The sequence below is a fragment of the Crenobacter sp. CS_VA4 genome, from assembly GCF_055597485.1.
Genome location: NZ_JBVMAE010000028.1, coordinates 15,998 through 42,772 on the forward strand (window position 1 = coordinate 15,998; position 26,775 = coordinate 42,772).

28 protein-coding genes, 4 tRNA genes and 2 pseudogenes are annotated in these 26,775 nt (G+C 65.0%); 17 read left to right on the plus strand and 17 right to left on the minus strand.

The genetic code is table 11. The annotated features are described in order from the left end of the window. Window positions 1-39: 39 nt before the first annotated feature. Genes adk through ACZ2IA_RS18935 form a run of 6 tightly spaced genes read right to left on the minus strand, consistent with a single transcriptional unit; the run spans window position 40 to window position 3,741 of the window. Complete coding sequence (adk, locus tag ACZ2IA_RS18910; RefSeq protein WP_470294148.1) at window positions 40-696, minus strand: adenylate kinase; 657 nt, start codon at window positions 694-696, stop codon at window positions 40-42. A gap of 42 nt (window positions 697-738) precedes the next feature. After that, window positions 739-1,506, minus strand: a complete 768-nt coding sequence (kdsB, locus tag ACZ2IA_RS18915) for a 3-deoxy-manno-octulosonate cytidylyltransferase (RefSeq protein WP_470294149.1) — start codon at window positions 1,504-1,506, stop codon at window positions 739-741. After that, the gene (locus tag ACZ2IA_RS18920; protein ID WP_470294150.1) at window positions 1,503-1,685 is read right to left on the minus strand and encodes a Trm112 family protein; all 183 of its coding nucleotides are present in this window, start codon (window positions 1,683-1,685) and stop codon (window positions 1,503-1,505) included. Before ACZ2IA_RS18920 ends, kdsB begins: the two co-directional genes overlap by 4 nt. After that, the gene (lpxK, locus tag ACZ2IA_RS18925) at window positions 1,675-2,691 is read right to left on the minus strand and encodes a tetraacyldisaccharide 4'-kinase (protein ID WP_470294151.1); all 1,017 of its coding nucleotides are present in this window, start codon (window positions 2,689-2,691) and stop codon (window positions 1,675-1,677) included. Before lpxK ends, ACZ2IA_RS18920 begins: the two co-directional genes overlap by 11 nt. Further along, entirely contained in the window at window positions 2,688-3,107 is a 420-nt protein-coding gene (locus tag ACZ2IA_RS18930; RefSeq protein ID WP_470294152.1) for an ExbD/TolR family protein, read from the minus strand. Before ACZ2IA_RS18930 ends, lpxK begins: the two co-directional genes overlap by 4 nt. A 10-nt stretch (window positions 3,108-3,117) precedes the next feature. Continuing rightward, window positions 3,118-3,741 carry a MotA/TolQ/ExbB proton channel family protein gene (locus ACZ2IA_RS18935; protein ID WP_470294153.1) on the minus strand — a complete coding sequence of 208 codons (624 nt, stop codon included), beginning with the start codon at window positions 3,739-3,741 and terminating at the stop codon, window positions 3,118-3,120. A gap of 390 nt (window positions 3,742-4,131) precedes the next feature. Here ACZ2IA_RS18935 and xseA point away from each other — a divergent pair, with 390 nt between their 5' ends. Together xseA and ACZ2IA_RS18945 are read left to right on the plus strand one after the other, a co-directional pair. Then, window positions 4,132-5,502 (plus strand): exodeoxyribonuclease VII large subunit, encoded by a 1,371-nt coding sequence (gene xseA, locus ACZ2IA_RS18940; protein WP_470294154.1) that lies wholly within the window; start codon window positions 4,132-4,134, stop codon window positions 5,500-5,502. A 74-nt stretch (window positions 5,503-5,576) separates the two neighbouring features. Then, window positions 5,577-6,062: a DUF4442 domain-containing protein gene (locus ACZ2IA_RS18945; RefSeq protein ID WP_470294155.1), complete on the plus strand. Its 486-nt coding sequence runs from the start codon at window positions 5,577-5,579 to the stop codon at window positions 6,060-6,062. 19 nt (window positions 6,063-6,081) lie between these two features. Here ACZ2IA_RS18945 and ACZ2IA_RS18950 read toward each other — a convergent pair whose 3' ends face one another. Next, a complete protein-coding gene (locus ACZ2IA_RS18950) occupies window positions 6,082-6,336 on the minus strand; it encodes an ArsR/SmtB family transcription factor (protein ID WP_470294174.1) in 255 nt (84 codons plus the stop codon). A gap of 165 nt (window positions 6,337-6,501) precedes the next feature. Here ACZ2IA_RS18950 and gpmI point away from each other — a divergent pair, with 165 nt between their 5' ends. The 8 genes from gpmI to ACZ2IA_RS18990 all read left to right on the plus strand — a co-directional run bounded on the left by gpmI (window position 6,502) and on the right by ACZ2IA_RS18990 (window position 15,696). After that, entirely contained in the window at window positions 6,502-8,022 is a 1,521-nt protein-coding gene (gene gpmI / locus ACZ2IA_RS18955) for a 2,3-bisphosphoglycerate-independent phosphoglycerate mutase (RefSeq protein WP_470294156.1), read from the plus strand. Then, complete coding sequence (locus tag ACZ2IA_RS18960; protein ID WP_470294157.1) at window positions 8,019-9,326, plus strand: murein hydrolase activator EnvC family protein; 1,308 nt, start codon at window positions 8,019-8,021, stop codon at window positions 9,324-9,326. Before gpmI ends, ACZ2IA_RS18960 begins: the two co-directional genes overlap by 4 nt. A gap of 41 nt (window positions 9,327-9,367) precedes the next feature. Next, a complete protein-coding gene (locus ACZ2IA_RS18965; protein WP_470294175.1) occupies window positions 9,368-10,789 on the plus strand; it encodes a S41 family peptidase in 1,422 nt (473 codons plus the stop codon). Between the two features lie 49 nt (window positions 10,790-10,838). Next, the gene (locus ACZ2IA_RS18970) at window positions 10,839-11,225 is read left to right on the plus strand and encodes a hypothetical protein (protein WP_470294158.1); all 387 of its coding nucleotides are present in this window, start codon (window positions 10,839-10,841) and stop codon (window positions 11,223-11,225) included. Window positions 11,226-11,420: 195 nt separating this feature from the next. Next, window positions 11,421-12,728: an amino-acid N-acetyltransferase gene (gene argA / locus ACZ2IA_RS18975; protein ID WP_470294159.1), complete on the plus strand. Its 1,308-nt coding sequence runs from the start codon at window positions 11,421-11,423 to the stop codon at window positions 12,726-12,728. A 79-nt stretch (window positions 12,729-12,807) separates the two neighbouring features. Further along, window positions 12,808-13,083 (plus strand): oxidative damage protection protein, encoded by a 276-nt coding sequence (locus ACZ2IA_RS18980; protein WP_470294160.1) that lies wholly within the window; start codon window positions 12,808-12,810, stop codon window positions 13,081-13,083. Window positions 13,084-13,150: 67 nt separating this feature from the next. Continuing rightward, a complete protein-coding gene (gene ppk1 / locus ACZ2IA_RS18985) occupies window positions 13,151-15,205 on the plus strand; it encodes a polyphosphate kinase 1 (RefSeq protein WP_470294161.1) in 2,055 nt (684 codons plus the stop codon). Beyond that, window positions 15,205-15,696, plus strand: a complete 492-nt coding sequence (locus tag ACZ2IA_RS18990) for a DUF456 domain-containing protein (protein ID WP_470294162.1) — start codon at window positions 15,205-15,207, stop codon at window positions 15,694-15,696. Before ppk1 ends, ACZ2IA_RS18990 begins: the two co-directional genes overlap by 1 nt. Window positions 15,697-15,771: 75 nt before the next feature. Here ACZ2IA_RS18990 and ACZ2IA_RS18995 read toward each other — a convergent pair whose 3' ends face one another. The 10 genes from ACZ2IA_RS18995 to ACZ2IA_RS19040 all read right to left on the minus strand — a co-directional run bounded on the left by ACZ2IA_RS18995 (window position 15,772) and on the right by ACZ2IA_RS19040 (window position 19,699). Beyond that, window positions 15,772-15,900: an N-acetyltransferase gene (locus tag ACZ2IA_RS18995; protein ID WP_470294163.1), complete on the minus strand. Its 129-nt coding sequence runs from the start codon at window positions 15,898-15,900 to the stop codon at window positions 15,772-15,774. Further along, on the minus strand, window positions 15,897-16,277 hold the full coding sequence (locus ACZ2IA_RS19000) for a GNAT family N-acetyltransferase (protein WP_470294164.1): 381 nt from the start codon (window positions 16,275-16,277) through the stop codon (window positions 15,897-15,899). The genes ACZ2IA_RS18995 and ACZ2IA_RS19000 overlap by 4 nt, the downstream gene beginning before the upstream one ends. 76 nt (window positions 16,278-16,353) lie before the next feature. Then, a complete protein-coding gene (locus ACZ2IA_RS19005) occupies window positions 16,354-16,758 on the minus strand; it encodes a VOC family protein (RefSeq protein WP_470294165.1) in 405 nt (134 codons plus the stop codon). Between the two features lie 145 nt (window positions 16,759-16,903). Continuing rightward, window positions 16,904-17,323 (minus strand): YbbD-related protein, encoded by a 420-nt coding sequence (locus ACZ2IA_RS19010; protein ID WP_470294166.1) that lies wholly within the window; start codon window positions 17,321-17,323, stop codon window positions 16,904-16,906. A gap of 230 nt (window positions 17,324-17,553) precedes the next feature. Next, window positions 17,554-17,628 (minus strand) — tRNA-Glu (locus tag ACZ2IA_RS19015). 6 nt (window positions 17,629-17,634) lie between these two features. Next, a tRNA-Arg gene (locus ACZ2IA_RS19020) sits at window positions 17,635-17,711 on the minus strand. Window positions 17,712-17,719: 8 nt separating this feature from the next. After that, window positions 17,720-17,813 (minus strand) — tRNA-Ser (locus ACZ2IA_RS19025). 50 nt (window positions 17,814-17,863) lie between these two features. Further along, window positions 17,864-19,096 (minus strand): aspartate kinase, encoded by a 1,233-nt coding sequence (locus ACZ2IA_RS19030; protein ID WP_470294167.1) that lies wholly within the window; start codon window positions 19,094-19,096, stop codon window positions 17,864-17,866. 144 nt (window positions 19,097-19,240) lie between these two features. After that, entirely contained in the window at window positions 19,241-19,498 is a 258-nt protein-coding gene (locus ACZ2IA_RS19035) for a formate dehydrogenase accessory sulfurtransferase FdhD (RefSeq protein ID WP_470294168.1), read from the minus strand. Beyond that, window positions 19,499-19,699 carry a hypothetical protein gene (locus ACZ2IA_RS19040; RefSeq protein ID WP_470294169.1) on the minus strand — a complete coding sequence of 67 codons (201 nt, stop codon included), beginning with the start codon at window positions 19,697-19,699 and terminating at the stop codon, window positions 19,499-19,501. 129 nt (window positions 19,700-19,828) lie between these two features. Between ACZ2IA_RS19040 and fdnG the strand changes: the two are divergent. From fdnG to ACZ2IA_RS19075, 7 genes and pseudogenes are all read left to right on the plus strand, one after another. Continuing rightward, window positions 19,829-22,884: pseudogene (gene fdnG, locus ACZ2IA_RS19045) on the plus strand (formate dehydrogenase-N subunit alpha). Between the two features lie 92 nt (window positions 22,885-22,976). Beyond that, window positions 22,977-23,765 carry a formate dehydrogenase subunit beta gene (fdxH, locus tag ACZ2IA_RS19050; protein WP_470294170.1) on the plus strand — a complete coding sequence of 263 codons (789 nt, stop codon included), beginning with the start codon at window positions 22,977-22,979 and terminating at the stop codon, window positions 23,763-23,765. Then, on the plus strand, window positions 23,765-24,403 hold the full coding sequence (locus ACZ2IA_RS19055; RefSeq protein WP_470294171.1) for a formate dehydrogenase subunit gamma: 639 nt from the start codon (window positions 23,765-23,767) through the stop codon (window positions 24,401-24,403). Before fdxH ends, ACZ2IA_RS19055 begins: the two co-directional genes overlap by 1 nt. A gap of 31 nt (window positions 24,404-24,434) precedes the next feature. Next, window positions 24,435-24,911: pseudogene (gene fdhE, locus ACZ2IA_RS19060) on the plus strand (formate dehydrogenase accessory protein FdhE domain-containing protein); the annotation flags it as partial. Then, the gene (locus ACZ2IA_RS19065) at window positions 24,911-25,357 is read left to right on the plus strand and encodes a hypothetical protein (protein ID WP_470294176.1); all 447 of its coding nucleotides are present in this window, start codon (window positions 24,911-24,913) and stop codon (window positions 25,355-25,357) included. The pseudogene fdhE and the gene ACZ2IA_RS19065, both read left to right, overlap by 1 nt. An 86-nt stretch (window positions 25,358-25,443) precedes the next feature. Next, window positions 25,444-25,519: transfer RNA gene (locus tag ACZ2IA_RS19070), tRNA-Ala, on the plus strand. A 588-nt stretch (window positions 25,520-26,107) separates the two neighbouring features. Next, the coding region (locus ACZ2IA_RS19075) for a hypothetical protein (RefSeq protein WP_470294172.1) at window positions 26,108-26,775 on the plus strand (668 nt) is incomplete at its 3' end.

The following is a 26,775-nucleotide window of genomic DNA, read 5'->3' on the forward strand; positions in this document are numbered from 1 at the left end:
ATCGCTCCCGCCCTTTTGACTGCAAGCTTGGCCGAACGCTTAGACTTCCAGCGTCGCGAACACCTGGTCGCGCACGGTTTCAACAGCCTGCGTGCCGTTCACCTTCACGTACTTCGGTGCGGTGGCATCGCCGGCTTCGGCCTGGCGGGCGTAGTAGCCAACCAGCACTTCGGTCTGCTCGTGATAGACGTCCAGACGCTTCTTGACGGTCTCTTCCTTGTCGTCGTCGCGCTGCACCAGCTCCTCGCCGGTGACGTCGTCACGGCCTTCCACCTTCGGCGGGTTGTACTTGACGTGGTAGGTGCGGCCCGACGGCAGGTGGGCGCGGCGGCCCGACATGCGATCGATGATCGCCTCGTCCGGCACGTCGATCTCGACCACGTAGTCGATGGTCACGCCGGCTTCCTTCATCGCCTCGGCCTGCGGGATGGTGCGCGGGAAGCCGTCGAACAGGAAACCGTTGGCACAGTCGGCCTCGGCGATGCGTTCCTTCACCAGGCCGATGATGATGTCGTCGCGAACCAGGCCGCCGGCGTCCATGATCGCCTTGGCTTCCAGGCCCAGCGGCGTGCCGGCCTTCACCGCGGCGCGCAGCATGTCGCCGGTGGAGATTTGCGGGATGCCATATTTTTCCTTGATAAAGGTGGCCTGGGTGCCTTTACCGGCGCCCGGTGCGCCCAACAGGATCAATTTCATGAACGTTGCTCCAGATAGCAGGATGGGTGTGTATCGTTATTTTCAGAGCGGGCGCGCGGCCAGCACGGCGCGCACCCGGTCGAGGTCTTCCGGGGTATCGACGCCGGCGGCCGGCGCTTCGGCGACCTGCGCCACCGCGATCGCGTGGCCGTGCCACAGCACGCGCAGCTGCTCGAGCGCCTCAAACTGTTCGAGCGGCGCGGGGGCGAGCCGGGCATAGGTCGACAGGAAGCCGGCCCGGTAGGCGTACAGACCGATGTGCCGCAACGCGGGTAGATCGGGCGGCAGCACGTTCGCGTCGTGGGCAAACGCGTCGCGGGCCCACGGTAGCGGCGCCCGGCTGAAATACAGCGCGTGGCCGGCGGCGTCGCACACCACCTTCACCACGTTCGGATTGAAGAATTCTTTCGCGTCGCCGATCGGGTGCGCGGCGGTCGCCATCGGTGCGGCGCTGTCGGCGAGCAGTTGCGCCACCCGGTCGATCAGCGCCGGGTCGATCAAAGGCTCGTCGCCCTGCACATTGACGACGATCTCGTCGTTGTGCAACGCGAGTTTCTCGGCCACTTCGGCCAAGCGGTCGGTACCGCTGGCATGGTCGGCGCGGGTCAGCACCGCCTCGACGCCGTGCGCGGTGCAGGCGGCCAGGATGTCTTCATGATCGGTGGCGACCACCACGCGGCGGGCGGCGCTCTTGGCGGCCTGCTCGGCCACCCGCACCACCATCGGCTTGCCGGCGAGGTCGGCCAACGGCTTGCCCGGCAGGCGGGTCGACGCCAGCCGCGCCGGGATCACCACCGAAAAACCGGTCATTTCACCTCTTCCTCGGGAGCGAGCTCGCGCGCTTCGCCCTCCAGCATCATCGGAATGCCGTCGCGGATCGGGAAGGCCAGACGGTCGCCCTTGCAGATCAGTTCCTGCTTCGGTTTGTCGTAGACCAGCGGGCCCTTGCAGATCGGGCAAACGAGGATGTCGAGAAATTTAGCGTCCATGGGGAATCTTCAGTGTGCGGAGGATCCAGCCGGCAAGGTCCGGCTCAACACGCGCGGTAACCGGCAGGACCCAGAGTTTAGCATGATTGACCGAGCGCAACTTGACCGCATCCTTGGCGGTCACCAGCACCGCGTCGGCGTCCTGCGGGATGTCCTGTTGGCCGAACGCATGGTGGTCGGGAAACGCCAAGGTGCGCGCCGGCTCGACGCCGAGCGAAGCCAGGGTGGCGAAGAACCGCTCCGGGTGGCCGATGCCGGCCAGCGCGACGACCCTCTCGCCGGCAAACTCGGCGGCCCGGCGAGTGGCAGCCGGGTCGGCCAGCGACACGAAGCGCTCCGGCGCGAGGCGCATCGCGAACCGCGGCAAGCCCGCCGGCAGCCGTTCGGCCAAGCTTTGACAGCCGGCGCCATTGATCACCAGCGCGTCGGCGCGGCGCAGCCTGGCCGGCGACTCGCGCAGCGGCCCGTTCGGCAGCAGGCAGCCGTTGCCGAAGCCGCGCGCGCCGTCGAGCACCACCACCTCCAGGTCGCGCGCCAGCCGGTAGTGCTGCAGGCCGTCGTCGGACAGGATCAGGTCGAGCTCCGGATGCGCGGCGATCAGCGCCTCGGCCGCCGCGACCCGGTCGCGGCCGACCATCACCGGCGCGCCGCAGGCGGCGATCAGCAAGGGCTCGTCGCCGACCTCGGCCGGGCTGCTGTCGGGCCGCACCAGGGTGGGCCGAACATGGTTGCCGCCGTAGCCGCGGCTGACCACGCCGACCCTGACGCCCTCCTCGACAAAGCGCGCGATCAGCGCCTGCGTCAGCGGCGTCTTGCCGACCCCGCCGACGTTGATGTTGCCGATCACCACCAGCGGCCGCGCCACCTTGCGCGACTTGAGCACGCCGAACCGGAACAGGCTGCGACGCAGCGCGGCGAGCAGCGCAAACAGCCCTGCCAGCGGGGCCAGCAGGGCTGTGAGCCAGGGTTTCGGGCGATACCAGTGGCGTTCTATCCGGCCGCTCACGGCGTCTCCATCTGGGTGGCGAAGGTCAGCTGGGTCAGCCCGACCTCGCGCGCCGCCTCCATCACGCTGACCACCGACTGGTGGGTGGCCTTGCCGTCGGCGTTGATCACCACCACCGGCGACGGCTTGCCGTTAGACGCCTGCTTCAGCGCCGCCACCACGGTGGCGCGTTGGCCGTCCGGCAGTTTCTTGTTACCGATCGCAAGCCGGCCGTCGGCGGCCAGCGCGACGTTGATCTGGGTGGTCTTCGCCTGCGGCGCCTCGGCCGACGCTGTCGGCAGGTTGATCTGCATCTCCGAGAAGCGCGAATAGGTGGTGGTGACCATCAGGAAGATCAGGATCACCAGCAGCACATCGATCAATGGGATGAAGTTGATTTCCGGCTCGTCGCGGCCGCGACCTCGGCGAAAGTTCATGATCTCGCCCTCAATGCTGGCCGTTGCCGTTCTGACGCTCGCCGTGCAGCACTTCGACCAGCTTCACCGCCTGCATCTCCATGTCGACCAGCAGCGCGTCGACCTTGGCGCGGAAGTGACGGTAGAAGATCATGCTCGGAATCGCCACGATCAGGCCGAAGGCGGTGTTATAGAGCGCGACCGAGATGCCGTGCGCCAGCACGCGCGGGTCGGTACCGCCCGGCGACTGTGAGCCGAAGATCTCGATCATGCCGATCACCGTGCCGAGCAAACCGAGCAGCGGCGCCATCGCCGCGATGGTGCCGAGCGAGGTCAGGAAACGCTCCAGACCGTGCGCCACCACCCGGCCTTCGTCCTCGATCGCCTCCTTCATCACCTCGCGCGAGCCGCTGACGTTGCGCAGCCCGGCGGCGAACAGCCGGCCGAGCGGCGAATGCCGGCCCAATTTGTCGAGCAGCGTCGGCGCCGCGCCGGCGGCACGATATTCCTGTACCGTCTCGCGCAGCAGCCCGTGCGGGGCGATCAGCGTGGCACGCAGGCTGTAGAGCCGTTCGAAAATGATCGCCAGCGATACGATGGACGCGACGATGATGGCCCAGATCGGCCAGCCGGCCGCCTCAATGATTGACCACACTTGGGCTTTCTCCCCGGGGATTGCAAACGCTAAACTTTAGCCGGTTGCGGCAACCTTCCGCAACCGCGGCGGCGAGAATCGAGGCCGCGCCGACCGGCGTCAAGCGCCGCCGGGAGGGTGCGTTGTTGCCTGCGCTAAGTCGCGATTTTTAAACGAAAAGTCCAAGGCATCCACAAAAGCTGTGGATAACTTTGTGGATAGCGCGCCAAAAAGCCGGCCGAATCCTGACAAATCAAGGCTTGCGCTGGTGCCGCCCAGAAAATGCACCACCCGCGGAAAGCCTTTAAAATCAGTACATTGACCGTTTTCATCCGATCGAGAGCGGGCATTATGTAAGACAATCGGCGGCGCCCCCTGCGCGGCGCCGCCCCTGTGGATGACTTGACAAGCATGATTTTTGCCCCTTCGGCCAACCCTGACGACGTGATCAGCGTCTCCGCCCTGAACCGCTTGGCACGCGAGCTGCTCGAGCTCGGCGTGCCTCCCGTCTGGATCAGCGGCGAGATCTCCAACCTGACGCTGGCCGCCTCCGGCCACGCCTATTTTTCGCTGAAGGACGGCGGCGCGCAGGTGCGCTGCGTGATGTTCCGCAACCAGCTGGTCCGACTCGCCGCCAAGCCGCGCGAGGGCATGCAGGTCGAGCTGCGCGGCCAGGTGACGCTGTACGAGGCGCGCGGCGAGTTCCAGATCAACGTCGAGACGCTCAGGAGCGCCGGCCTCGGCCGGCTCTACGAGGCGTTCGAGAAACTGAAGGCCAAACTCGAGGCCGAGGGCCTGTTCGCCGCCGGCCGCAAGCGCGCGCTGCCGCCGCACCCGCGCGCGATCGGCATCGTCACCTCGCCGGCCGCCGCGGCGCTGCGCGACGTGGTCAGCACCTTGCGCCGGCGCATGCCGAGCATCCCGCTGATCCTCTACCCGACCCCGGTGCAGGGGGCCGGCGCCGAACAGCAGATCGCCGCGGCGATCCGCCAGGCCAGCGCCCGCCGCGAGGTCGACGTGCTGATCGTCTGCCGCGGCGGCGGCAGCATCGAGGACCTATGGGCGTTCAACGAGGAGGTGGTGGCGCGCGCGGTCGCCGACTGCGCCATCCCGGTGGTCAGCGGCGTCGGCCACGAGACCGACTTCACCATCTGCGACTTTGTCGCGGACCGACGCGCACCGACCCCGACCGCCGCCGCCGAACTGGTGTCGCCGAGCCGCGAGCAGCTGTTGCAGCGGGTCGAACAGGTACAGCGCCAGCTGGAGCGGGCCCTGTCGCGGCTGATGACCGACAAGTCGCAACAGCTCGACTTCCTCAGCCGCCGGCTGGTCCACCCGGGCGAGCGGCTGGCACGGCAGCGCGACACGCTGAGGTTGGCCGAACACCGGCTGCAGAGCCGGATCCGCACCTGCCTCGACAGCCGCCAGCGCCGTCTCGCCGCCGCCGAGGCACGACTCGCCCGGCTGCTGCCCGACCTGAGCAGCCAGCACCGCCTGCTCGACCAGCTCGGCGAGCGGCTCGGCCGCAGCGTGGCACGGCTCTTGTCCGAGCAACAGCGCCGGCTGGCGCGCTGCGAAGGCACGCTGACCGCGCTGAATCCCGAAGCGGTGCTGGCGCGCGGCTACGCGATCGTGCAGAAGGCCAACGGCCGCGCGGTGAAGGCGCCGCACGAAGTGGTGCGCGGCGAGCGGGTGACGCTGCGCCTGGCCGAAGGGCAGACCGAGGCGATCATCGACCCGCCGCAGTCCGAACCGGTGATCCAGGCCGAACTGCCGTTCTGAGAGCCGCTTGCATTTCTTGACAAGCGCCGGGGCCGGCCGCACCATGCGGCAATCAAACAACCGTTTGAATGATCATGAAACTGACCCCGCGCCTTGCCCGATTGCTGATCAACCTGTGGCCGCCGTTCCTCGGCGCCGGCATCCGCGTGCGCGCCATCTCGCCCGACTGGCGCGACATCACCGTCGCGCTGAAGCTGCGCCTCGCTAACCGCAATTACGTCGGCGTGCACTTCGGCGGTAGCCTGTACGCGATGACCGACCCGTTCTTCATGCTGATGCTGATCCAGAGCCTCGGTCACGACTACATCGTCTGGGACAAGACCGGCAGCATCGACTACCTGAAGCCCGGCCGTGGCACGGTCAGCGCGCGCTTTACCCTCGACGCGGCGACGCTCACGACGATCCGCGAGATGACCGCCGATGGCGACAAATATCTACCGCAATTGCAGGTGGAGATCGTGGACGAACAAGGCGAAGTGGTCGCCCGGGTCCACAAGACGCTGTACATCCGGAAGAAACAGAAACGCCCCGTGGCGACCGAAGTCACCGCCGGGGCGTGAGAGACGAATCTGGCGCGACCTAGTCGCTAAAACCGCAGAACACTTCGCGCATCATCTTCAACACTTCGAGAGTGCGGATGTCGCCGACCCGGTAATAGACGCGGTTAGCGTCCTTGCGGGTACGCAGCACCCCCTTGTCGCGCATGATCGCGAGGTGCTGGGAAATATTACTCTGCGAGGTGCCGACCTTGTCGACAATGTCCTGCACGCTCACCTCCTGATCGCCCAATACCGAAATGATCTTGAGGCGCAAAGGATGTGACATCGCCTTCATGGCTCGCGACGTCTGTTCTATCTGGTCATCGTTGAACAGCAAGATGTACTCCCGTTTTCCCTGAGTTTCTGTAGTCGGCCGATTAAACGGCTCTGATTGTGGTTACAATACTAATTGTAATATGCCGCAACATCAAGAACTTCTAATATTCCGATAGTGCCCATCATGTCATCCATCACCCCGGTTCTGCTGCTGATTCTCGACGGTTTCGGCCATCGCCCCGACGGCGAGGACAACGCCATCCTGCACGCCAACACCCCCAACTGGGACCGCCTCCGCCAGGACTACGCCTATGGCACGATCGACGCGTCCGAAAGCGCGGTCGGCCTGCCCGGCGGCCAGTTCGGCAACTCCGAAGTCGGCCACCTCAACATCGGCGCCGGCCGGGTCGTGAAGCAGGACATCACCCGCATCGACAGCGACATCGAAGCCGGTACCTTCGCCAGCAATCCGGTGATCGCCGAAGCGATCAACCGCGCCAAGGGTCGCACCCTGCACCTGATGGGTCTGCTGTCGGACGGCGGCGTGCACAGTCATGAAAACCATTTCCACTCGCTGATCCGCGCCGCCCATCAGAATGGCGTGGAACACATTAGAATACATGCGTTTCTCGATGGTCGCGACACCCCACCCAAGAGTGCGGAACTGTATCTCAAACGCCTCGACGCCGTCTGCGTTGACAAGCCCGGCGTGCGCCTGGCGACGGTGTCGGGCCGCTACTGGGGCCTCGACCGCGACCTGCGTTGGGAACGGGTCGAACCGGTGTACCGGCTGATGGTCGACGGCGAGGCCGAGTACCGCGCGGTCAGCGGCCTCGATGCGCTGAACCTGGCCTACGAACGCGGCGAGACCGATGAATTCGTCAAGCCGACCGTGATCGGCCCGCGCAGCCCGATCGAGGACGGCGATGTGGTGGTGTTCATGAACTACCGCGCCGACCGTGCCCGCGAGCTGACCACCGCACTGACCGGCCCGTACTTCAACGCCTTCACCGCGCGGCGGCCGCAGCTCGGTTACTTCGCCACCCTCACCTCCTACGGTGCCAGCTACATCAACCCGGTCGCCTACCCGCCGCAGAAGCTGGTCAACGGCTTCGGCGAATACCTGTCGCGGCTGGGCCTGAAGCAGCTGCGCATCGCCGAGACCGAGAAATACCCGCACGTCACCTACTTCTTCAACGGTGGCGAGGAACAGGAATACCCGGGCGAGACGCGCATCATGGTGCCCTCGCCGAAGGTCGCCACCTACGACCTGAAACCGGAAATGAGCGCGCCGGAAGTCACCGACCGCATCGTCGACGCGATCCACAGCGGCCAGTACCAGGCGATCCTCTGCAACTACGCCAACGGCGACATGGTCGGCCACACCGGCGTGTTCGACGCCGCGGTGAAGGCGGTCGAAACGCTCGACGCCTGCGTGGCACGCTGCGTTGCCGCAATGCAACAAGCGGGCGGCGAAGTGCTGATCACCGCCGACCACGGCAACTGCGAACGGATGTACGACGCGGCCCACCACCAGCCGCATACCCAGCACACGCTGGACGTGGTACCGTTCCTGTACGTTGGCCGAAAGGCCACGATCCGCGCGGGCGGTGCACTGAAAGACATCTCGCCGTCGTTGTTGGCGATGATGGGTCTGCCCAAGCCCGATGAAATGACCGGTGAATCGTTGATCGACTTTCAGTGAAACCGCTTCTCGCCCTCCTCCTGATCTCCGGCGCCGCTTGGGCGGCGCCGGAGCCGTCCCTGAGCACCGCGCCGCACCAGCAGGATCTGAGCGCCGTGCGCCAGCAAATCGACAGCGTCCAGAAGGACATCGCCCAGAAAGAGGTGGTACGCAAGGAGGCGCAGAGCGCAATCCAGCAGTCGGAACAGGCGCTGCAGGCGACCAAGCAGGAGATCGCCAGCCTCGAAAAGAAGCAGACCTCCTCCGAACGCCAGCTGGACGAGTTGCACGCCAAGCTCGCCGCCACCCGCGCCCAGGTCGCCGGCACCCGTGCCCGGGTCAGCAAGATGCTGGTCAGCCAGTACAGCCGCGGCCAGCATGACGCGATGAGCCTGATGCTAAACGCCAGCGACCCGAACCAGAACGCTCGCGACCTCGCCTATTACAAGCACATCGCGCGCGCGCAGACCCAGTTGGTCGCCTCGCTGAAAGAGCAACAGACCGAGCTTGAGACGCTGGAGCAGCGCCTACAGGCGGAGCTGGGCCGGCTGGAAAACCTGTCGGACAGCAAGAGCCGCGAAAAGGGGCAGCTGGAAAGCACCAAGGCACAGCAACAGGTGCAGGCCCAACAGATCGCGACGCAGATTCAGGGCCAGCAGCAAAAGCTCACCGAACTGAAGGCCAGCGAAAAGCGTCTAACCGGCTTGATCGCCGAGATCCAACGCGAGATCGAAGCGCGTCGCCGCGAAGCGGCACGCAAGGCGGCCGAAGCGCGCAAGGCGCGCCAGCTGGCCGCCAAGAAAGAGAACGAACGGCGCCGCAAGTTGGCCGAACAGGCCAAGAAGCAAGGCAAACCGGTACCGGCCGAAGCGCGCCAGCCGGTCAAGGTCGTAGAGCCGGCCATCGACGAAGTCGCCGACAACAGTGCCTCCGGCCGCGCCTTCAAGAGCCTACAGGGTAGGATGAAGCTGCCGGTCGCCGGCACGCTCGCCGGTCGCTTCGGTACGCCGCGCAACGAAGGCACCAGCTGGAAGGGCGTCTTCATCAAGAGCGCCGCCGGCCAGCCGGTGCGCGCGGTGGCCGACGGCCAGGTGGTGTACGCCGACGCGCTGCGCGGCTTCGGCAACGCAGTGATCATCGACCACGGCGGCGGCTACATGACGGTGTATACCGGCCTGTCCGGCATCGGTCGCGGTGTCGGCAGCAGCCTCAAGGCCGGCGATACCATCGGTAACACCGGGGCACTGGACAGCGGCGAATCCGGCCTGTACTTTGAAATCCGTTACATGGGACGACCAGTCAACCCGCTGGCCTGGGCCCGTTAGCCGTCTTCACGGAGACCTTTGTGGCAATCAGCAATCAACGCATCAAAAAACTGGCCCTGCTTGGCGCCGGCGCGCTCGCCGGCGGCCTCTTCACCCTGAGCCTGCAGGCACTCGCCGACAAGGACGTGACCGGCCCGCTGCCGCTGAACGAGCTGCGGACCTTCGCCGAGGTGTTCGGCCGCATCAAGCAGGACTACGTCGAGCCGGTCGAAGACAAGAAACTGATCAACGAGGCGATCAAGGGCATGCTGTCCGGCCTCGACCCGCACTCCGACTACCTCGACCCGGAGGCGTTCAAGGAGCTGAAGGAAGGCACCCAGGGCGAGTTCGGCGGGCTGGGGCTGGAGATCGGCGCCGAAGACGGCCTAGTCAAGGTGGTCGCACCGATCGAAGACACCCCGGCGCAACGTGCCGGCGTGAAGAGCGGCGACCTGATCATCAAGATCGACGAGACCCCGGTGCGCGGCCTGTCGCTTACCGACGCGGTGAAGAAGATGCGCGGCAAGCCGGGCAGCAAGGTCACGCTGACCATCGCCCGCAAGACCGAAACCAAGCCGATCGTACTGACGCTGACCCGCGCGGTGATCAAGACCAAGAGCGTGCGCTTCAAGCTGATCGAGCCAAACTACGGCTACCTGCGCATCGCCCAGTTCCAGGAACGCACGGTCGAGAACCTGATCCAGGCCATCCAGACGCTCTATAAGCAGAACAAGGGGCCGCTCAAAGGCATCGTGCTCGACCTGCGCGACGACCCGGGCGGCCTGCTCAACGGCGCGGTCGGCGTGTCCGCGGCGTTCCTGCCGAAAGACCAACTGGTGGTGTACACCGAAGGTCGCACCCCGGACGCCAAGATGCACCTGACCGCCAACGCCCAGAACTACCTGCGCCCGGGCGAATCCGATCCGAACGCGGTGCTGCCGGCCGATCTCAAGACCGTGCCGCTAGTAGTGCTGGTGAACGGCGGCACTGCCTCGGCATCCGAGATCGTCTCCGGTGCGCTGCAGGACCACAAGCGCGCGCTGATCATCGGTACGCAGACCTTCGGCAAGGGCTCGGTGCAGTCGATCCTGCCGCTGGCCAACAACGGTGGCATCAAGCTGACTACCGCGCGTTACTTCACCCCGAACGGCCGCTCAATCCAGGCTAAGGGCATCGTCCCGGACGTCCAGGTCGAAGACGCCAAGCTGACCAGCGCCCAGCAGGGGCTGCGGGTCCGCGAGGCCGACCTCGAAAACCACCTGGCCAACCCGGACGGCGAAGGCAAGACCGACGCCAAACCGGGCAAGGTGATCGAGCCGCCGACGCCGAAGGAAACGCCGGACGGTGGTGACAAGGACAAGGGCAACGACAAGGACCAAGCCAACCCGGTCGGCCCGCGTGAGCCGGACCCGGCCACCGACTACCAGCTCGGCCAGGCCTTGAATATCCTCAAGGTCCAGCAAATTCTGCAGAAGAAAGGCTGAAGAGGCGCCCAGGCGCGCGCACGGCGCCCCTCCCTCGCGAGGTAACGCCATGCTCGACCAGGAATGTTTCAAATGCCGCACTCTGCACTTGGCGCGCGCGCAGGACACCGAGCCTGCCGCGCGCCTGTTGCATCATGAGCCCGGGCTCACCGCGCTCGTCCTGCCGCCGTACCGGCGCCTGCTGGTCACCTACACCCTGCCCGAGCACACCCTCACCGAAGTACTGCAACGCCTGCGCGCCGCCGGCTTTGAGCTCGACCGGCACAGTTGGTCGCGCTGGCGGCTGGCACCGATCGCCTACAGCGAGGAAGTGCAACGGCACAATATGGCCGTGCCGTTGGCCGCCCCACGGCACGCGAGGCGTTCAGCACCCTCTATCAGCATCATCTGCACGACGACCGCGACGAGACCCCGGAGGAGTGGCGTGTATCGCTGAACCCTCCGCTGCAGCGCCGCCCGATTGACTCGCCTCCCGGATGACAGACACTCGCCCATTCCGCTGCCATTCGACGCCCTTTCCTGCTACGCTTTCGGGCTTGACCATCAACCCGTTTACCTGGCGTTGCCCACGACAGGTCGGCCGAACGCCGCCGCGCGCCCGACCGGCAGCGCCACAGGCAGGAGCGCTTGCATGCTGACTCGCGAATTCGTCCTCTCGTTCCGCGAAGCCACCCCGTATATCAACACCTTCCGCGGCCGCACCATCGTGATCGCGATCAACGGTGAAACCGTCGCCAGCGGCCGCTTTCCCAGCCTGGCGCAAGACATCAACGTGCTCACCAGCCTGGGCGTGCGCATCGTGCTGGTGCACGGCGCCCGCCCGCAGATCGAGTCGCAACTGAAGCTGCGCGGCCTGGCCCGACTATTCCACCGCCAGCGCCGCGTCACCGACTTCGCCACCTTGGAAATCGTCAAGCAGGCCAGCGGCGCCGCTCGCCACGACATCGAAGCGGCGCTGTCGATGGGCATGCCCAACTCGTCGATGCACGGCGCGCACCTGCGCGTCGCCGGCGGCAACTACCTGACCGCCCAACCGCTCGGCGTGATCGACGGCGTCGACATGCAGTACACCGGCCAACTGCGCAAGCTCGACGACACCGGCGTGCGCCAGCGCCTGGAAGCGGGCGAGCTGGTGCTGCTGTCGCCGATCGGCTACTCGCTCACCGGTGAGGCGTTCAATCTGGCGATGGAAGACGTCGCCACCCACGTCGCGATCACGCTCAAGGCCGAGAAGCTGATCTTCTTCGTCGGCGGCCCGGGTGCCACCAACACCGACGGCGGCCGGATCAGCACGCTAACCGCACAGCAGGCCGACGAGCTCTTGGCCAGCAGCACCCAGGCGGACGACGTGGCCGCCTACCTGCCCTGCGCGATCCGCGCCACCCGCGACGGCGTGCCGCGCGCCCACCTGGTCAACGGCAACGAGGACGGCGCGCTGCTTGCCGAGCTGTTCACCCACGGCGGCGCCGGCACCATGGTGGCGCGCGACCCGCTGGTCAGGGTGCGCACCGCCAGCATCGAGGACATCGGCGACATCCTGGCGCTGATCCGGCCGCTCGAGGAAAGCGGCATCCTGGTCAAGCGCAGCCTCGAGCACCTCGAGATGGACATCACCAACTATTCGGTGCTGGAACACGACGGCAAGGTGTACGGCTGTGTGGCGATGCACACCTTCGACGACGCGCCGATGGCCGAGCTCGCCTGCCTCGCCGTCTCGCCGGAAAAACGCGACTCCGGCTACGGCGAGATGCTGCTGCGCCACGTCGAGTACCAGGCGCGCACCCGCGGCATCGCCTCGCTGTTCGTGCTCACCACGCAGACCGCGCACTGGTTCGTCGAACGCGGCTTCTCCGAGGCGCAGATCAGTCACCTGCCGCTGACCCGGCAGCGCCTCTACAACTACCAGCGCCGCTCCAAGGTGTTCGTCAAGGCGCTGTGAGAGCTTATGGCCTCGGCGTCGCCTCTGTGACACAATTGGCCATTAGGATTCGATTACATTTGAGCAAGGAATAACTCCGATGACCCGCATGGTTCACTGTGTGAAGCTCGGCCGCGAGGCCGAAGGCATGGACTTCGCCCCGCTCCCGGGCGAACTGGGCAAACGCCTGTACGAGAACGTCTCGAAAGAGGCCTGGCAGGGTTGGCTGCGCCATCAGACGATGCTGATCAACGAGAACCGCCTGAGCCTCGCCGACCCGCGCGCGCGCCAGTACTTGGCACAGCAGCTGGAAGCCTACTTCTTCGGCCAGGGCGCCGACGCCCCGACCGGCTACGTGCCACCGACCGGCCAGTAACAGCGCATCACCCGCCCTCTTCACGAGGGCTTTTTTGTCCCGATCACCGCAGGAACGCCGACCTCGTATGTCCCAACCGCACGATCTGCTGCTCAACCGTGAACTTGGCCTGCTCGAATTCAACCGCCGCGTGCTGGCGCAAGCCGAAGACGAGGCGCTGCCGCTGTTGGAGCGATTGAAGTTTCTCTGCATCGTCTCGTCCAACCTCGACGAATTCTTCGAGGTGCGCGTCGCTTGGCTGAAGGACACCGATCAGCTCACCCCGACCCGCATCCTACCCGACGGCGCCACACCCCGGCAGACGCTGGAAAGTGTCACCAAGGCGGCGCACGAGCTGGTCAGGGCGCAATACGGCGTGCTGCGCGAGGTGCTGCTGCCGGCGCTGCGCGAGGAGGGCATCGTGTTCCTGCGCCGCTCGGAGTGGACCCCGGAGCAGCGCGAGTGGATTCGGGGCTACTTCTTCCGCGAACTGATGCCGGTGCTGACGCCGATCGGCCTCGACCCGTCGCACCCGTTCCCGAAGGTCCTGAACAAGTCGCTCAACTTCGCGGTCGAGCTGGAAGGCCGCGACGCGTTCGGCCGTCAGTCGGGCATCGCCATCGTGCAGGCGCCGCGCATCCTGCCGCGGGTAATCAAGCTGCCGTCCGAGCTGGTCGGCGGCCAGCACGGCTTCGTGTTCCTGTCGTCGATCCTGCACTCGCACGTACACGAGCTGTTCCTCGGCATGACGGTGAAGGGCTGCTACCAGTTCCGCGTCACCCGCAACAGCGAGCTGACGGTGGAAGAGGAAGACCTGAAGAACCTGCGTACCGCGCTGCAGGGCGAATTGCGCCATCGCCAGTTCGGCGAAGCGGTGCGGCTCGAGATCGCCGACACCTGCCCGGCGCACATGGAAGACTTCCTGCTCACCCAGTTCAACCTGAACCGCGACGAGATCTTCCGCGTCGACGGCCCGGTCAACCTGGTGCGGCTGATGCAGGTGCCCGACCTGGTCGACCGGCCGGACCTGAAATTCCTGCCGTTCCAGCCGACGCTGCCGCCACAGCTGGAAAAGAAGGCCAGCCTGTTCGACGCGCTGCGCCAGGGCGACCTGCTGCTGCACCACCCCTACCAGTCGTTCCAGCCGGTGATCGACCTCTTGCACCTGGCCGCCACCGATCCGCAGGTGGTCGCGATCAAGATGACCGTCTACCGCACCGGCACCGACTCGGTGCTGATGGATGCGCTGATCGCCGCGGCGCGCGCCGGCAAGCAGGTGACGGTGGTCGTCGAGCTGATGGCGCGCTTCGACGAGGAGGCCAACATCAGTTGGGCCTCGCAACTCGAAGACGCCGGCGCGCACGTGGTCTATGGGGTGTTCGGCTACAAGGTGCACGCCAAGATGCTGATGGTGGTTCGCCGCGAGGAAGGCCTGCTGCGCCGTTACGTACACCTGGGTACCGGCAACTACCACCCGCGTACCGCCCGCCTCTACACCGACTTCGGCCTGATGACCTGCGACGAACAGGTCGCCAGCGACGTCAACGACATCTTCGTGCAACTCACCGGCCTCGGCCGCGCCGGCAAGCTCAATCTGCTGTCGCAGAGCCCGTTCACGCTGCACGGCATGGTGATGGACGCAATCGAACGCGAGATCGAGCATGCGCAGGCCGGCCGCCCGGCGCAGATCATCGCCAAGATGAACGCGCTGCTGGAACCGCAGGTGATCCAGGCGTTGTACCGCGCCAGCCAGGCCGGCGTGAAGATCCAGTTGATCGTGCGCGGCGTCTGCGCGCTGCGCCCGGGCGTACCCGGCCTGTCCGACAACATCACCGTGCGCTCCGTCGTCGGCCGCTTCCTCGAACACACTCGCGTGTTCTGCTTCCTCAATGACAAGAAGGAAGACCTGTTCATCGCCAGCGCCGACTGGATGGGCCGCAACTTCTTCCGTCGCATCGAGACCTGCACGCCGATCCGCGACCCGAAACTGAAGCGCCGGATGATCAAGGAAGGCCTGCGTCTCTATCTCGACGACAACGTCAACGCCTGGGAGATGCACGCCGACGGCAGTTACCGGCGCAAGACCTCCCGCGGCCGCGAACGCTCGGCACAGGAAATCCTGCTCGCCGAGTACTCCCACTAATGGCGATGGCACTGGACATCGCCGGCTACCTCGCCGCCGCGGCCCTGGTGCTATTCGGCCTTGCCGGCACGGTGTTTCCCGCGCTCCCCGGCCTGCCGCTGATGCTCGGCGGCTTCGCGCTGGCCGCCTGGCTCGACGACTTCCAGCACCTCGGCGCCATCACCTTGGTGGTGCTGGCGGTACTGACCTGCATCGGCCTGATGATCGACGCCTTCGCCGGCCTGCTCGGCGCCAAGGCGACCGGCGCCTGCCGCCAAGCCCTGTGGGGCGCCCTGCTCGGCAGCCTGGTCGGGCTGTTCTTCGGCCTGCCCGGCGTGCTGTTCGGCCCGCTGCTCGGTGCAGCGGTCGGCGAATTCGCCGCCCGCCAGGACGTCTACCAGGCCGGCCGGGTTGGTATCGGCACCTTCATCGGCTTCATCGCCGGCACCGTCGCCAAGATCGGCTGCGCGTTCGCGATGCTGGCCGCGGTGGCGCTGGCCTGGTTCCTGTAGCCCGGCCCGATCCCGTCGGCAACGAAAAGGGCGTCCCACTGGACGCCCTTTCTGCTATCCGGCCTTCGGCCAGGCTCAACCCGCGCGGCGGCCCGGCCGGATCATCAGCTTGCGCGGGATCGGGTGATTGCGCGACGGCTGGCCGGTGTCCTCGAAACCGTAGCGGCGATAGAACCGCTGCGCCCGCTCGTTGTAGCGGATCACCCCGAGCTGGATATCCTTTTCGGGGGCGATGCACACGCCAGCGCCGCGTCCATCAGCGCCTGTGCCACGCCACATCCCTGGTAGGGGTGCGCGACGATCAACCAGTCGAGCTCCGGGCACTGCTGTCCCAGCCCGTCGAGGATCACGAAGCCGGCCAGCTCCGCCCCCTGCACCGCCACCAACACCCGCCGGTCCGGATGGTCGATCGCGGCCAGACAACAGGCCGGCACCAGCTCGACGATGCGCTCGTTCGATGCCCGCTCGGCGGCGTTCAGCTCCAGCCGGTAGAACGCCTCGGCGATCGCCGCGCGCACCATAGTCTCGACCTCGACAAAATCGCCCCGCTCGCCGTCGCGTATCTGGATCGTCTGTTTCATCCCTGCTTCCCCTGGTCGCCCGGTATCACGGCCGGAGGAACACGGCCATCGCCGTGCTCATTAGCTTCGCCGGTCATCAGGCCGCCGCGCCCGGCAGGCCAATCAGCGGTTGACCGTGAGTGAACTCGTAACGATGGCCGTCGTGGTCGCGGATCATCGCCCAGTAAGCGATGCTGCCGCCGCTGTCGCGCGGCGCGCTGACCAGCAGCCCCTCCTGCTCCGCCATCGCGGCGAGCCGGTCGACCTCGGCGCGCGAGTCGCACTGAAAGCCGAAATGGTCGAGCGGTGCCGTTACCTCACCCGGCAGCAGCACCACCACGAACAGCGGCGTCTCTACGACCGCCGGGCCGAGCCAGACGGTGCTGCCGCCTTCCAGGCGTCGGTCGCGCACCAATTGCAGGCCGCCGTAGCGGGCGAAAAACGCGATCGAGCGATCCAGGTCGCTGACCTGGATGGTGATATGTGTCCAACGAACGGTCATGGTATTCCCGACAAGAATGGCAACGGCATTGCCTATGCAGCCCGTGTCAGGCCGCCAGCCACGAGATGTCATTGTACTCAAAGCAGGGACGCTTGCCGCAGGATTCGGCCAACGTTGGCCGAACAGGAGGGAGGAGAAGAAGGTCTTACTGCCAAACGTAGCCGAGGCCGCGCTGCTCGTCGACCGCGACCATGCCCTCGTCGACGCAGCGGTAATAATGATGCGTCGCATCGCCTTGCGACGGCAGCACCGCCGGCCACCACGACGCCGAATCGAACGGCTTGCTGAGCCGGCCCGGCAACACCGGTGCGCAGTCGAGCGGCAAGGCCAGTGTCTTGTTGTCCGGCAGCGCAAAGCGCACCATGCTGCGGTTGGTGTCGAGATCGTGCGCCTCGTCGATCGCACCGGTATCGGCCGGCAGCCAGTCCGGCACCCAGCCGTGATCGACCGCGCCGGCCGACTTCGCGGCTTCGTAGCTAGCGTAGTGGTTGTCCTGGCGATCCGAGCAGGCGCCAAGCGTCAACAGCAGCAAGCCGGCGCTGACGAGTCTCGCGGTAAGGCGCATGGCATTCTCCCCTACTGACCGGCGCATCCGCCGGTCCGCCTTAAGTATTGGCCGAAGTCATTCGTTTCACCCGAGCAATCATAAGGGCCTTGGCAAAAAATCTGAACTGGATGAAACAGAGAGAAGCGTGCGCATCGGAAATAAAAACAAAAACTATCCGGAAAAAACAAAATGTACGCGGCTGGAAAAGCAAAAAGCGCTTGAGTTTCCTCAAGCGCTTTTTTTCAAACTGGCGTCCCCACGGGGAATCGAACCCCGGCTACCGCCGTGAAAGGGCGGTGTTCTAACCGCTAAACTATAGGGACAAATTGTGGTGCACCCGGAGCGATTCGAACGCCCGACCCTCTGGTTCGTAGCCAGATACTCTATCCAACTGAGCTACGGGTGCACGGTAGCTGGCGGAGAAAGAGGGATTCGAACCCTCGATACAGGTTTAAGCCCGTATGCTTCCTTAGCAGGGAAGTGCCTTCGACCACTCGGCCATTTCTCCGTCGAGCGAGGCGCCATATTAATTTTGGCGCCCTGCCCTGTCAAGCTTTTTTAAGCTTCCGGTTGTTGATCCAAACCGAATGCTTTATGCAGAACACGTACGGCCAGTTCCAGGTACTTTTCGTCGACCAGCACTGACACCTTGATCTCGGAAGTGGAGATCATCTGGATATTGATGCCTTCTTCGGCCAAGGTCCGGAACATGGTCGAGGCGATGCCGCAGTGCGAACGCATGCCCACGCCGACGATCGACAGCTTGGCGACCTTGTCATCGGCATCGATCTTGGCGGCGCTGATGTGGGTCTGCACGTCGCGCAGGATGGTCAGCGCGCGCTGGAACTCGCCGCGCGGCACGGTGAATGAGAAATCCGTTGTGCCGTGTTCGCCGACGTTCTGGATGATCATGTCGACTTCGATGTTCGCGTCGGCGATCGGGCCGAGAATCTGGTAGGCGATGCCCGGCTTGTCCGGCACACCCTTGACGTTGATACGCGCCTCGTTCCGGTCGAATGCGATGCCGGCGACAATGGCCTTTTCCATGTTTTCGTCTTCCTCAAACGTAATCAGCGTGCCCTCGCCTTCGTCCTCGAAACTGGACAGAACGCGCAGTCGCACCTTGTACTTGCCGGCGAATTCCACCGAGCGGATTTGCAGCACTTTGGAGCCGAGACTGGCCATTTCGATCATTTCCTCGAAGGTCACCGTCTTCAGACGGCGCGCCTCCGGCACCACGCGCGGGTCGGTGGTATAGACCCCGTCCACGTCGGTGTAGATCTGGCATTCGTCGGCCTTCAGCGCGGCGGCCAGCGCCACGGCCGAGGTGTCCGAACCGCCACGGCCCAGCGTGGTGATGTCACCTTGCTCGTCGACGCCCTGGAAGCCGGCGACGATCACCACCTTGCCGGCGGTGAGGTCGGCGCGCATCGCTTCGTCGTCGATGGTCTGGATGCGGGCCTTGGTGTGCGACGAGTCGGTACTCAGCTTGACCTGCCAGCCACAGTAGCTCTTCGCGTCGAGGCCGATTTCCTTCAGCGCCATCGCCAACAAGCCGATGGTGACCTGTTCGCCGGTGGAGACGATCACGTCGAGCTCGCGCGGATCAGGGTATTCCTGCATCTCCTTGGCGAGCCCGATCAGGCGGTTGGTTTCGCCGCTCATGGCGGACAGGACCACGACCAGGTCGTGACCCTGCGCCTTCCATTTGGCGACGCGGCGGGCAACGTTCTTGATGCGCTCGGTAGAGCCAACCGACGTGCCGCCGTACTTCTGTACGATGAGTGCCATGCTTGTTTCTTGTACGGATGTGAACAATATCGAATAGGGATTCTGTTCATATCTTTGCCATAAATGCAAGGCCGATGTAGGACAAGCGGCCTGCCCTTTTTGCCGCACTGCAAAATCCGTCGCAAGCTTGTGCTACCCGCCCGCTCAATCGGGACTCATCCGCCCTGCATGGGTGTAAATATTGGCACGACCGGGCCGCGCGAAGCCGACCAGCGTCATCCCGTAATCGTGCGCCATCTGCACCGCCAGGCTGGTCGGCGCCGACACCGCCAGCAGAATCTCGACGCCGACCTGCGCCGCCTTCTGCACCATCTCGAAACTGGCGCGGCTGGTGACCAGCACCGTGCCGTCCGGCAACACCCAGGCGGCGGCGTGGCAGGCGCCGGTGCGCTGCGACAGCATTTACGCACTGGGCAAGGCGGTCAGCGCCGCGTCGAGCGCGGCCAGGCTCAGACGTTGGCCGAACGGCAGCGGCGCCAGCTGGCGGTGCACTTCGGCCAACTGTTCGACCCCGCACAGCCCGCAGCCGGCGCGCCACTGCAGCAGCGGCAGCGAACGGCTGGATTCGGCACGGTTTTCGTCCTGAATGTCGGACAAAGTCATCTAAGATCAACCTCTGATACTTGCATTTGTACTGTTACAACGGTCTGCAATAATAAACCCAGGAAGTGTAGGGATATCGCCATCCTGCCGCTTCGCGCGGCAGCTCGTCCCCCGAACCGGAGGCCCCTCATGCGAGTCAATCGACGGCAGTTCTTCAAGCTGTCCGCCGGCAGCATGGCAGGTACCACGATCGCCGCGCTCGGCTTGTTGCCCGAGCAGGCCTTGGCCGACGTGCGCAGCTACAAGCTGCTGCGCGCGACCGAGACGCGGAATACCTGTCCGTACTGCTCTGTCGGCTGTGGTTTCTGATGTATAGCCTCGGCGACGGCGCCAAAAACGCCAAGGCCGCGATTTTCCACATCGAGGGCGACCCCGACCACCCGGTCAGCCGCGGCGCGCTCTGTCCGAAGGGCGCCGGCCTGCTCGACTTCGTGCACAGCCCGAACCGCCTGAAATACCCCGAAGTGCGCGAACCCGGCGCCAACGAGTGGAAGCGGATCAGCTGGGACGAGGCGTACAGCCGCATCGCCCGCCTGATGAAGGCCGACCGCGACACCAACTTCGTCACGCAGAACGCCGACGGTATCACCGTCAACCGCTGGCTCAGCACCGGCATGCTGTGCGCGTCGGCGTCGAGCAACGAGACCGGCTGGCTCTCGCAGAAATTTACCCGCGCGCTCGGCATGCTCGCGGTCGACAATCAGGCACGCGTTTGACACGGACCGACGGTGGCAAGTCTTGCCCCAACATTCGGTCGCGGTGCGATGACCAACCACTGGGTGGACATCAAGAACGCGAACCTGGTCATCGTGATGGGTGGTAACGCCGCCGAAGCGCACCCGGTCGGGTTCCGCTGGGTCATTGAAGCCAAGACCCGCAACCACGCCAAGCTGATCGTCATCGACCCGCGCTTCACGCGCACCGCGTCGGTGGCCGATCTGTACGTGCCGATCCGCACCGGCACCGACATCGCCTTCCTGTCCGGCGTGATCCGCTATCTGTTGACCAACGACAAGGTCAACCGCGAGTACGTGCTCGCCTACACCAACGCGAGCCTCTTGGTGCACCCGGGCTTCACCTTCGACGAGGGGCTGTTCACCGGCTACGACGAGGCCAAGCGCAGCTACGACAAGTCGAGCTGGGCCTACCAGCTCGACGACGCCGGCCACGCAAAGCGCGACGACACGCTCGCCGATCCCCGCTGCGTCTGGAACCTGTTGAAGGCGCACGTCGCGCGCTACACCCCGGAGATGGTCGAGACGATCTGCGGCACGCCGAAGGACGCGTTCCTGACCGTGTGCGCTCATCTGGCCGACACCGCGGTGCCCGACAGGACCGCCACCTTCCTGTACGCGCTCGGCTGGACGCAGCACTCGGTCGGCTCGCAGAACATCCGCACCATGGCGATGGTCCAGCTCTTGCTCGGCAATATCGGCATGGCCGGCGGCGGCGTCAACGCCTTGCGCGGCCACTCCAACATCCAGGGCCTGACCGACATCGGCCTGTTGTCGACCAGCCTGCCGGGCTATCTGACGATGCCGTCGGAGAAGGAGCCGACGTTGGCCGAACACCTCGCCAAGTACACCACCCGCCCGTTGCTCGACGGCCAGCTGAACTACTGGGGCAACTACCCGAAGTTCTTCGTCTCGCTGATGAAGGCGTTCTGGGGCGACAACGCCCGGCTCGACAACAGCTGGGGCTACGACTGGCTGCCCAAGTGGGACAAGGGCTACGACGTGCTGCAGTACTTCGAGCTGATGCACCAGGGCAAGGTCAACGGCTATCTGTGCCAGGGCTTCAACGCGGTCGCCGCGTTCCCGAACAAGCACAAGGTGGTCGCGTCGCTCTCGAAGCTGAAATACCTGGTGATCATGGACCCGCTCGTCACCGACACCTCGACGTTCTGGAAGAACCACGGCGAGCAGAACGACGTCGACACCGCCAGCATCAAGACCGTGGTGTTCCGTCTGCCGGCCACCTGCTTCGCCGAGGAGGACGGCACCATCGTCAACTCCGGCCGCTGACTGCAGTGGCACTGGAAAGGCGCCGACGGGCCGGGCGAGGCGCTCGCCGACACCGAGATCCTGGCCGGCATCTTCCTGAAGCTGAAAGAACTGTACGACAAGGACGGCGGCGCCTTCCCCGAGCCGATCCAGAAGCTTTCCTGGGCCTACATCAACCCGCACGAACCGAAACCGGACGAGCTGGCCAAGGAAATGAACGGCCGTGCGCTATCCGACCTGCCCGACCCGAAGAACCCCGGCCAGTTCTTGGCGAAGAAGGGCGAGCTGCTGCCCGGCTTCGCCTTGCTGCAGGACGACGGCTCGACCGCGTCGGGCTGCTGGATCTTCACCGGCAGCTGGACGCAGGCCGGCAACCAGATGGCGCGGCGCGACAACGCCGATCCATCGGGCCTCGGCAACACGCTCGGCTGGGCGTGGGCGTGGCCGGCCAACCGCCGCGTGCTGTACAACCGCGCCTCGTGCCGCCCGGACGGCACGCCGTGGGACAAGTCGCGCGTGCTGATCAAGTGGGACGGCGCCAAGTGGAGCGGCGTCGACGTGCCGGACTTCAAGGTCGACGAGCCCCCGGGCAGCGCGATGACCCCGTTCATCATGCAGCCAGAGGGCATGGGCCGGCTGTTCGCGCTCGACAAGATGGCCGAAGGGCCGTTCCCCGAGCACTACGAGCCGTTCGAGACGCCGCTGGGCACCAACCCGCTGCACCCGAAGGTGGTGTCGAACCCGGCGGCGCGGGTGTTCAAGGGCGACCTCGAGCAGATGGGCAAGGCCGACATGTTCCCGTTTGTGGCGACCACCTACAGGCTGACCGAGCACTTCCACTACTGGACCAAGAACGTCTGGCTCAACTCGGTGCTGCAGCCGGAGCAGTTCGTCGAGATCGGCGAGGAGCTGGCGAAGGAGAAAGGCATTGCCCACGGCGACATGGTCAAGGTGTCGTCGAACCGCGGCTACATCAAGGCCAAGGCGCTGGTCACCAAGCGGCTCAAGGCGATGAAGGTCAACGGCAAGACCGTGCACCATGTCGGCATCCCGATCCACTGGGGTTACGAAGGGCTGATGAAGAAGGGCTTCCTCACCAACACCCTGACCCCGTTCGTCGGCGACGCCAACACGCAGACGCCGGAATTCAAGTCGTTCCTGGTCAACGTCGAGAAACTGTGAGGGAGGCCTACCATGGCACTGCAATCGTTGGACATCCAACGCCGGTCGGCCACGTCGACCCAGCCACCGGTGGTGCGCGAGCACGTGGTGGAGTGGCCAAGCTGATCGACGTCACCACCTGCATCGGCTGCAAGGCCTGCCAGGTGGCCTGTTCGGAGTGGAACGACCTGCGCGACGAGATCGGCACCAACGTCGGCGTGTACGACAACCCGGCCGACCTGACCGCCGAGAGCTGGACGCTGATGCGCTACGCCGAGGTCGAGGAGCACGGCAAGCTCGAATGGCTGATCCGCAAGGACGGCTGCATGCACTGCGCCGACCCCGGCTGCCTGAAGGCCTGCCCGAGCCCCGGCGCGATCGTCCAGTACAGCAACGGCATCGTCGACTTCCAGGAGGAGCACTGCATCGGCTGCGGCTACTGCATCGCCGGCTGCCCGTTCAACATCCCGCGCCTCAACAAGAAGGACAACAAGGTGTACAAGTGCAACCTGTGCTCCGACCGGGTGGCGGTAGGCCAGGAGCCAGCCTGCGTGAAGACCTGTCCGACCGGCGCGATCCGCTTCGGCAGCAAGGACGACATGAAGGAGTACGCGGCCGTACGGGTCGCCGAGCTGAAGACGCGCGGCTTCGACCAGGCCGGCCTGTACGACCCGGCCGGGGTCGGCGGCACCCACGTGATGTACGTGCTGCACCACGCCGATAAGCCGGAGCTCTACCACGGCCTGCCCAAGGATCCGGTGATCAGCCCGCTGATCGGCGTCTGGAAGGGCGTGCTGAAACCGCTGGCGACGCTCGGCATCGTCGCCGCCGGTCTGATGGGCTTGCTGCACTACCTCACCGTCGGCCCGAACAAGGCCGACGACGACGAGGAGGGCAAGTGATGAGCCGCGAACAGCTGATCGTGCGCTACCGCGCACCGGATCGGATCAACCACTGGCTGGTGGTGCTGTGCTTCGTGTTGTTAGCGCTGTCCGGCCTCGGCCTGTTCTACCCGCCGTTGTTCTGGCTGACCGGCGTGCTCGGCACCGGACAGACCGCGCGCATTCTGCACCCGTTCATCGGCGTGCTGATGTTCGTCGGCTTTGCCCTGATGTTCGTCCGGCTGTGGCGCCACAACCGCTTCGACGCCGAAGACAAGCGTTGGATCGGTGGCATCGGCAGCGTAATCAAGGGCCACGAACCGGGCGACACCGGCCGTTACAACGCCGGTCAGAAGGGCCTGTTCTGGCTGATGACGGCCTGCCTGATCTTGCTGATCGGCTCGGGCTTCGTGATCTGGCGCCCGTATTTCGCCGGCGCCTTTCCGATCCCGCTGATCCGGCTCGCGCTATTGCTGCACGCCGCCACGGCAATCCTGCTGATCATCGGCATCATCGTGCATATCTACGCCGCGATCTGGGTGAAGGGCACGATCCGCGCGATGGTCGAGGGCGTCGTCACCCCCGCCTGGGCGAAGAAGCACCACCCTCGCTGGTACCGCGAGCAGGTCGGCGCCCAAGCCGACGCCGACAAACCGTAACGGCCAGCGGCCGCGCCTCACAGGATTCTTCATGGCCATCCGCATCGTTCCCGAGCACGAGATCCGCCACAGCGCCGAGCAGATCGAGCCGCTGCGCCTGCCCGCACCGCGCACCCTGTACCGCGAGCGCGCCGGCCGGCTCACGACGTTGGCCGAAGGCCACGCGATGGCCGACTATCTGAACTTCGCCCGTCGTGTCACCGAACTGCAGCACGCGCTGGTGCACGAGTGCCCGGTCAGCCTGCCCGACGTCGCCGGACTGATCGCCGCCTGCGCCGAACACGGCCTGCCGCCCTTGTCGATCGACGGCTGGCAGCGATCGCCCGAATGGCAGATGCTGCTCGACGCGCTGCTCGCCCGTCTCGTCGACGATCGCGCGCTGCCCGCCATGATCCGCGCCGTCGCACTGAGGTTGGCCGACACCCCGAGGGCCGAGCGCGACGCGATGGCCGACGCGCTGCTCGCCGGCGATGCCGGCCCGGTCGGCGTCGCCGCCGCGCCGCTGCTATGGGCGGCGCTGTCCGCCTACTGGAGCCAGCTCGCCGCACAACTGGCCGACAGCAGCGCCGTCGCCACGCCGGGCGGTCAGCACGCGCTGTGCCCGGTGTGCGGCAGCGCGCCGGTCGCCAGCATAGTGCGCATCGGGGCGACGCCGCCGACCTGCGTTATCTGCACTGCAGCCTGTGCGAGAGCGAGTGGCATCTGGTGCGCAGCCGGTGTAGCCACTGCGAATCGAGCGGTGACATCGGCTACTGGGTACTCGACGCCGAGAAGGCGCCGACCCGCGCCGAGAGCTGCGGCGACTGCCACGGCTACCTGAAGCTGATGCGCCAGGACAAGGACCCGGCGGTCGACTCGGTCGCCGACGACCTCGCCACCTTGGCACTCGACGCCTTAGTGGAAGAAAAGGGGTTCTCTCGCACCGGCCCCAACCCCTTCCTGTTCGTCGGCTGACACGCTTGGTGGCATAAGCGGCGCAAGCAATCCGCGGAGAATTGCCAAGCGCAGGCCATGCCGCTAGAATTTTCCCCAATACCTCAGGGCCGGTAGCTCAGCTGGGAGAGCGTCGCGTTCGCAATGCGAAGGTCGGGAGTTCGATCCTCCTCCGGTCCACCATACAAATCAAAGGCTTGCGGATATCTTGAGACAGGAAGCAATTTTTTGCAGCTACTGCAAAGATATGCTCCCCAGACAAACTGCAAAGATATGCTACCGCCAGAACCGGCACGTGTTGCCTCATGAGCGTCGTTAAAAGCAACGCTCACAGCACTGAGCTCCAATTTCTACACAACCCCGCCGAACGGCGGGGTTGTCGTTTCTAAGTACACACTGAGCTGAAAGCACAGGCGAGCAAGATCATCCTTTGCAGCCGATGAAGATGTGTATATGGCAGCCGCCGGTTTACCGGCTGGTCATTGGCCAAAGCGGCCACTCTATAAAGAAGAAGAGAAATGGCCGCGTCCTGCCATTGTGCCTAACCCATTGTCCACAGGGTGTGGGACAGACCACTCCTCTTTGCCCAACATAAGCGCCGCTCTTTCCCATGCTAGGTTGATGACCATAGTGAAACATAGTGCTAGCCTATGACTCTGGAAATGATCAACGCACCGGCTGCCCATGCAAATGACTGCCTCTTTGCACCAAGAAAGATAAACACCTCTTACAAGGTATGAAGACTGTATTCCATCTATGGAAGGACGCAGCATGAGCAATATTAAGTCCATCGACATGATGCTTCTTGACGATGTATTTGACATGGGCGGTGGCTACGTCCTCAACTTCTCAGATCGCACCTTCGCGCAGTTCTTCGCCGAAGAGCTCAACATCGATATCGATGCCCCGATTTATTCGCGCAACGGTGGCTCAAAGGCCAAGCGCCTTCGTTGCTTTCTTCAGACGATCGACAAGCCGACCGTCGTACGTACATTGAATGCCCTGTGGGAATATCGTGAGGCGTTGCGGCAACACTCCGGACAGGCTGACAAGGTTCAAAACGCCCATGGCCGACTCCTGTCCCTGATCAATCGACTCGAAGGCCGGCCGGACAATGCCCAAGCCCCCAAGCAAACTCCAGTTCCAGCGTTCGATCGCCATAAACTGGACCAGCTCAAGCGCGATCTCCTCGCCATAACGTCGCTGGAGGCGCATGCCCGCGGTTATGCCTTCGAGAAATTCCTGCGTGACTTATTTGATGCCTATAGTTTGGCCCCGCAAGACCCCTTCCGTTTGAAGGGCGAACAGATCGACGGTAGCTTTCAGTTCGGCAGCGAGACCTACCTTGTTGAAGCCAAGTGGTGTTGGCGCTCACTGAATTTTGACCAGCCGTGCTCGTTGAATTTTGACCAGGCATGGAGGCCGCCCGCGCAGCGGCC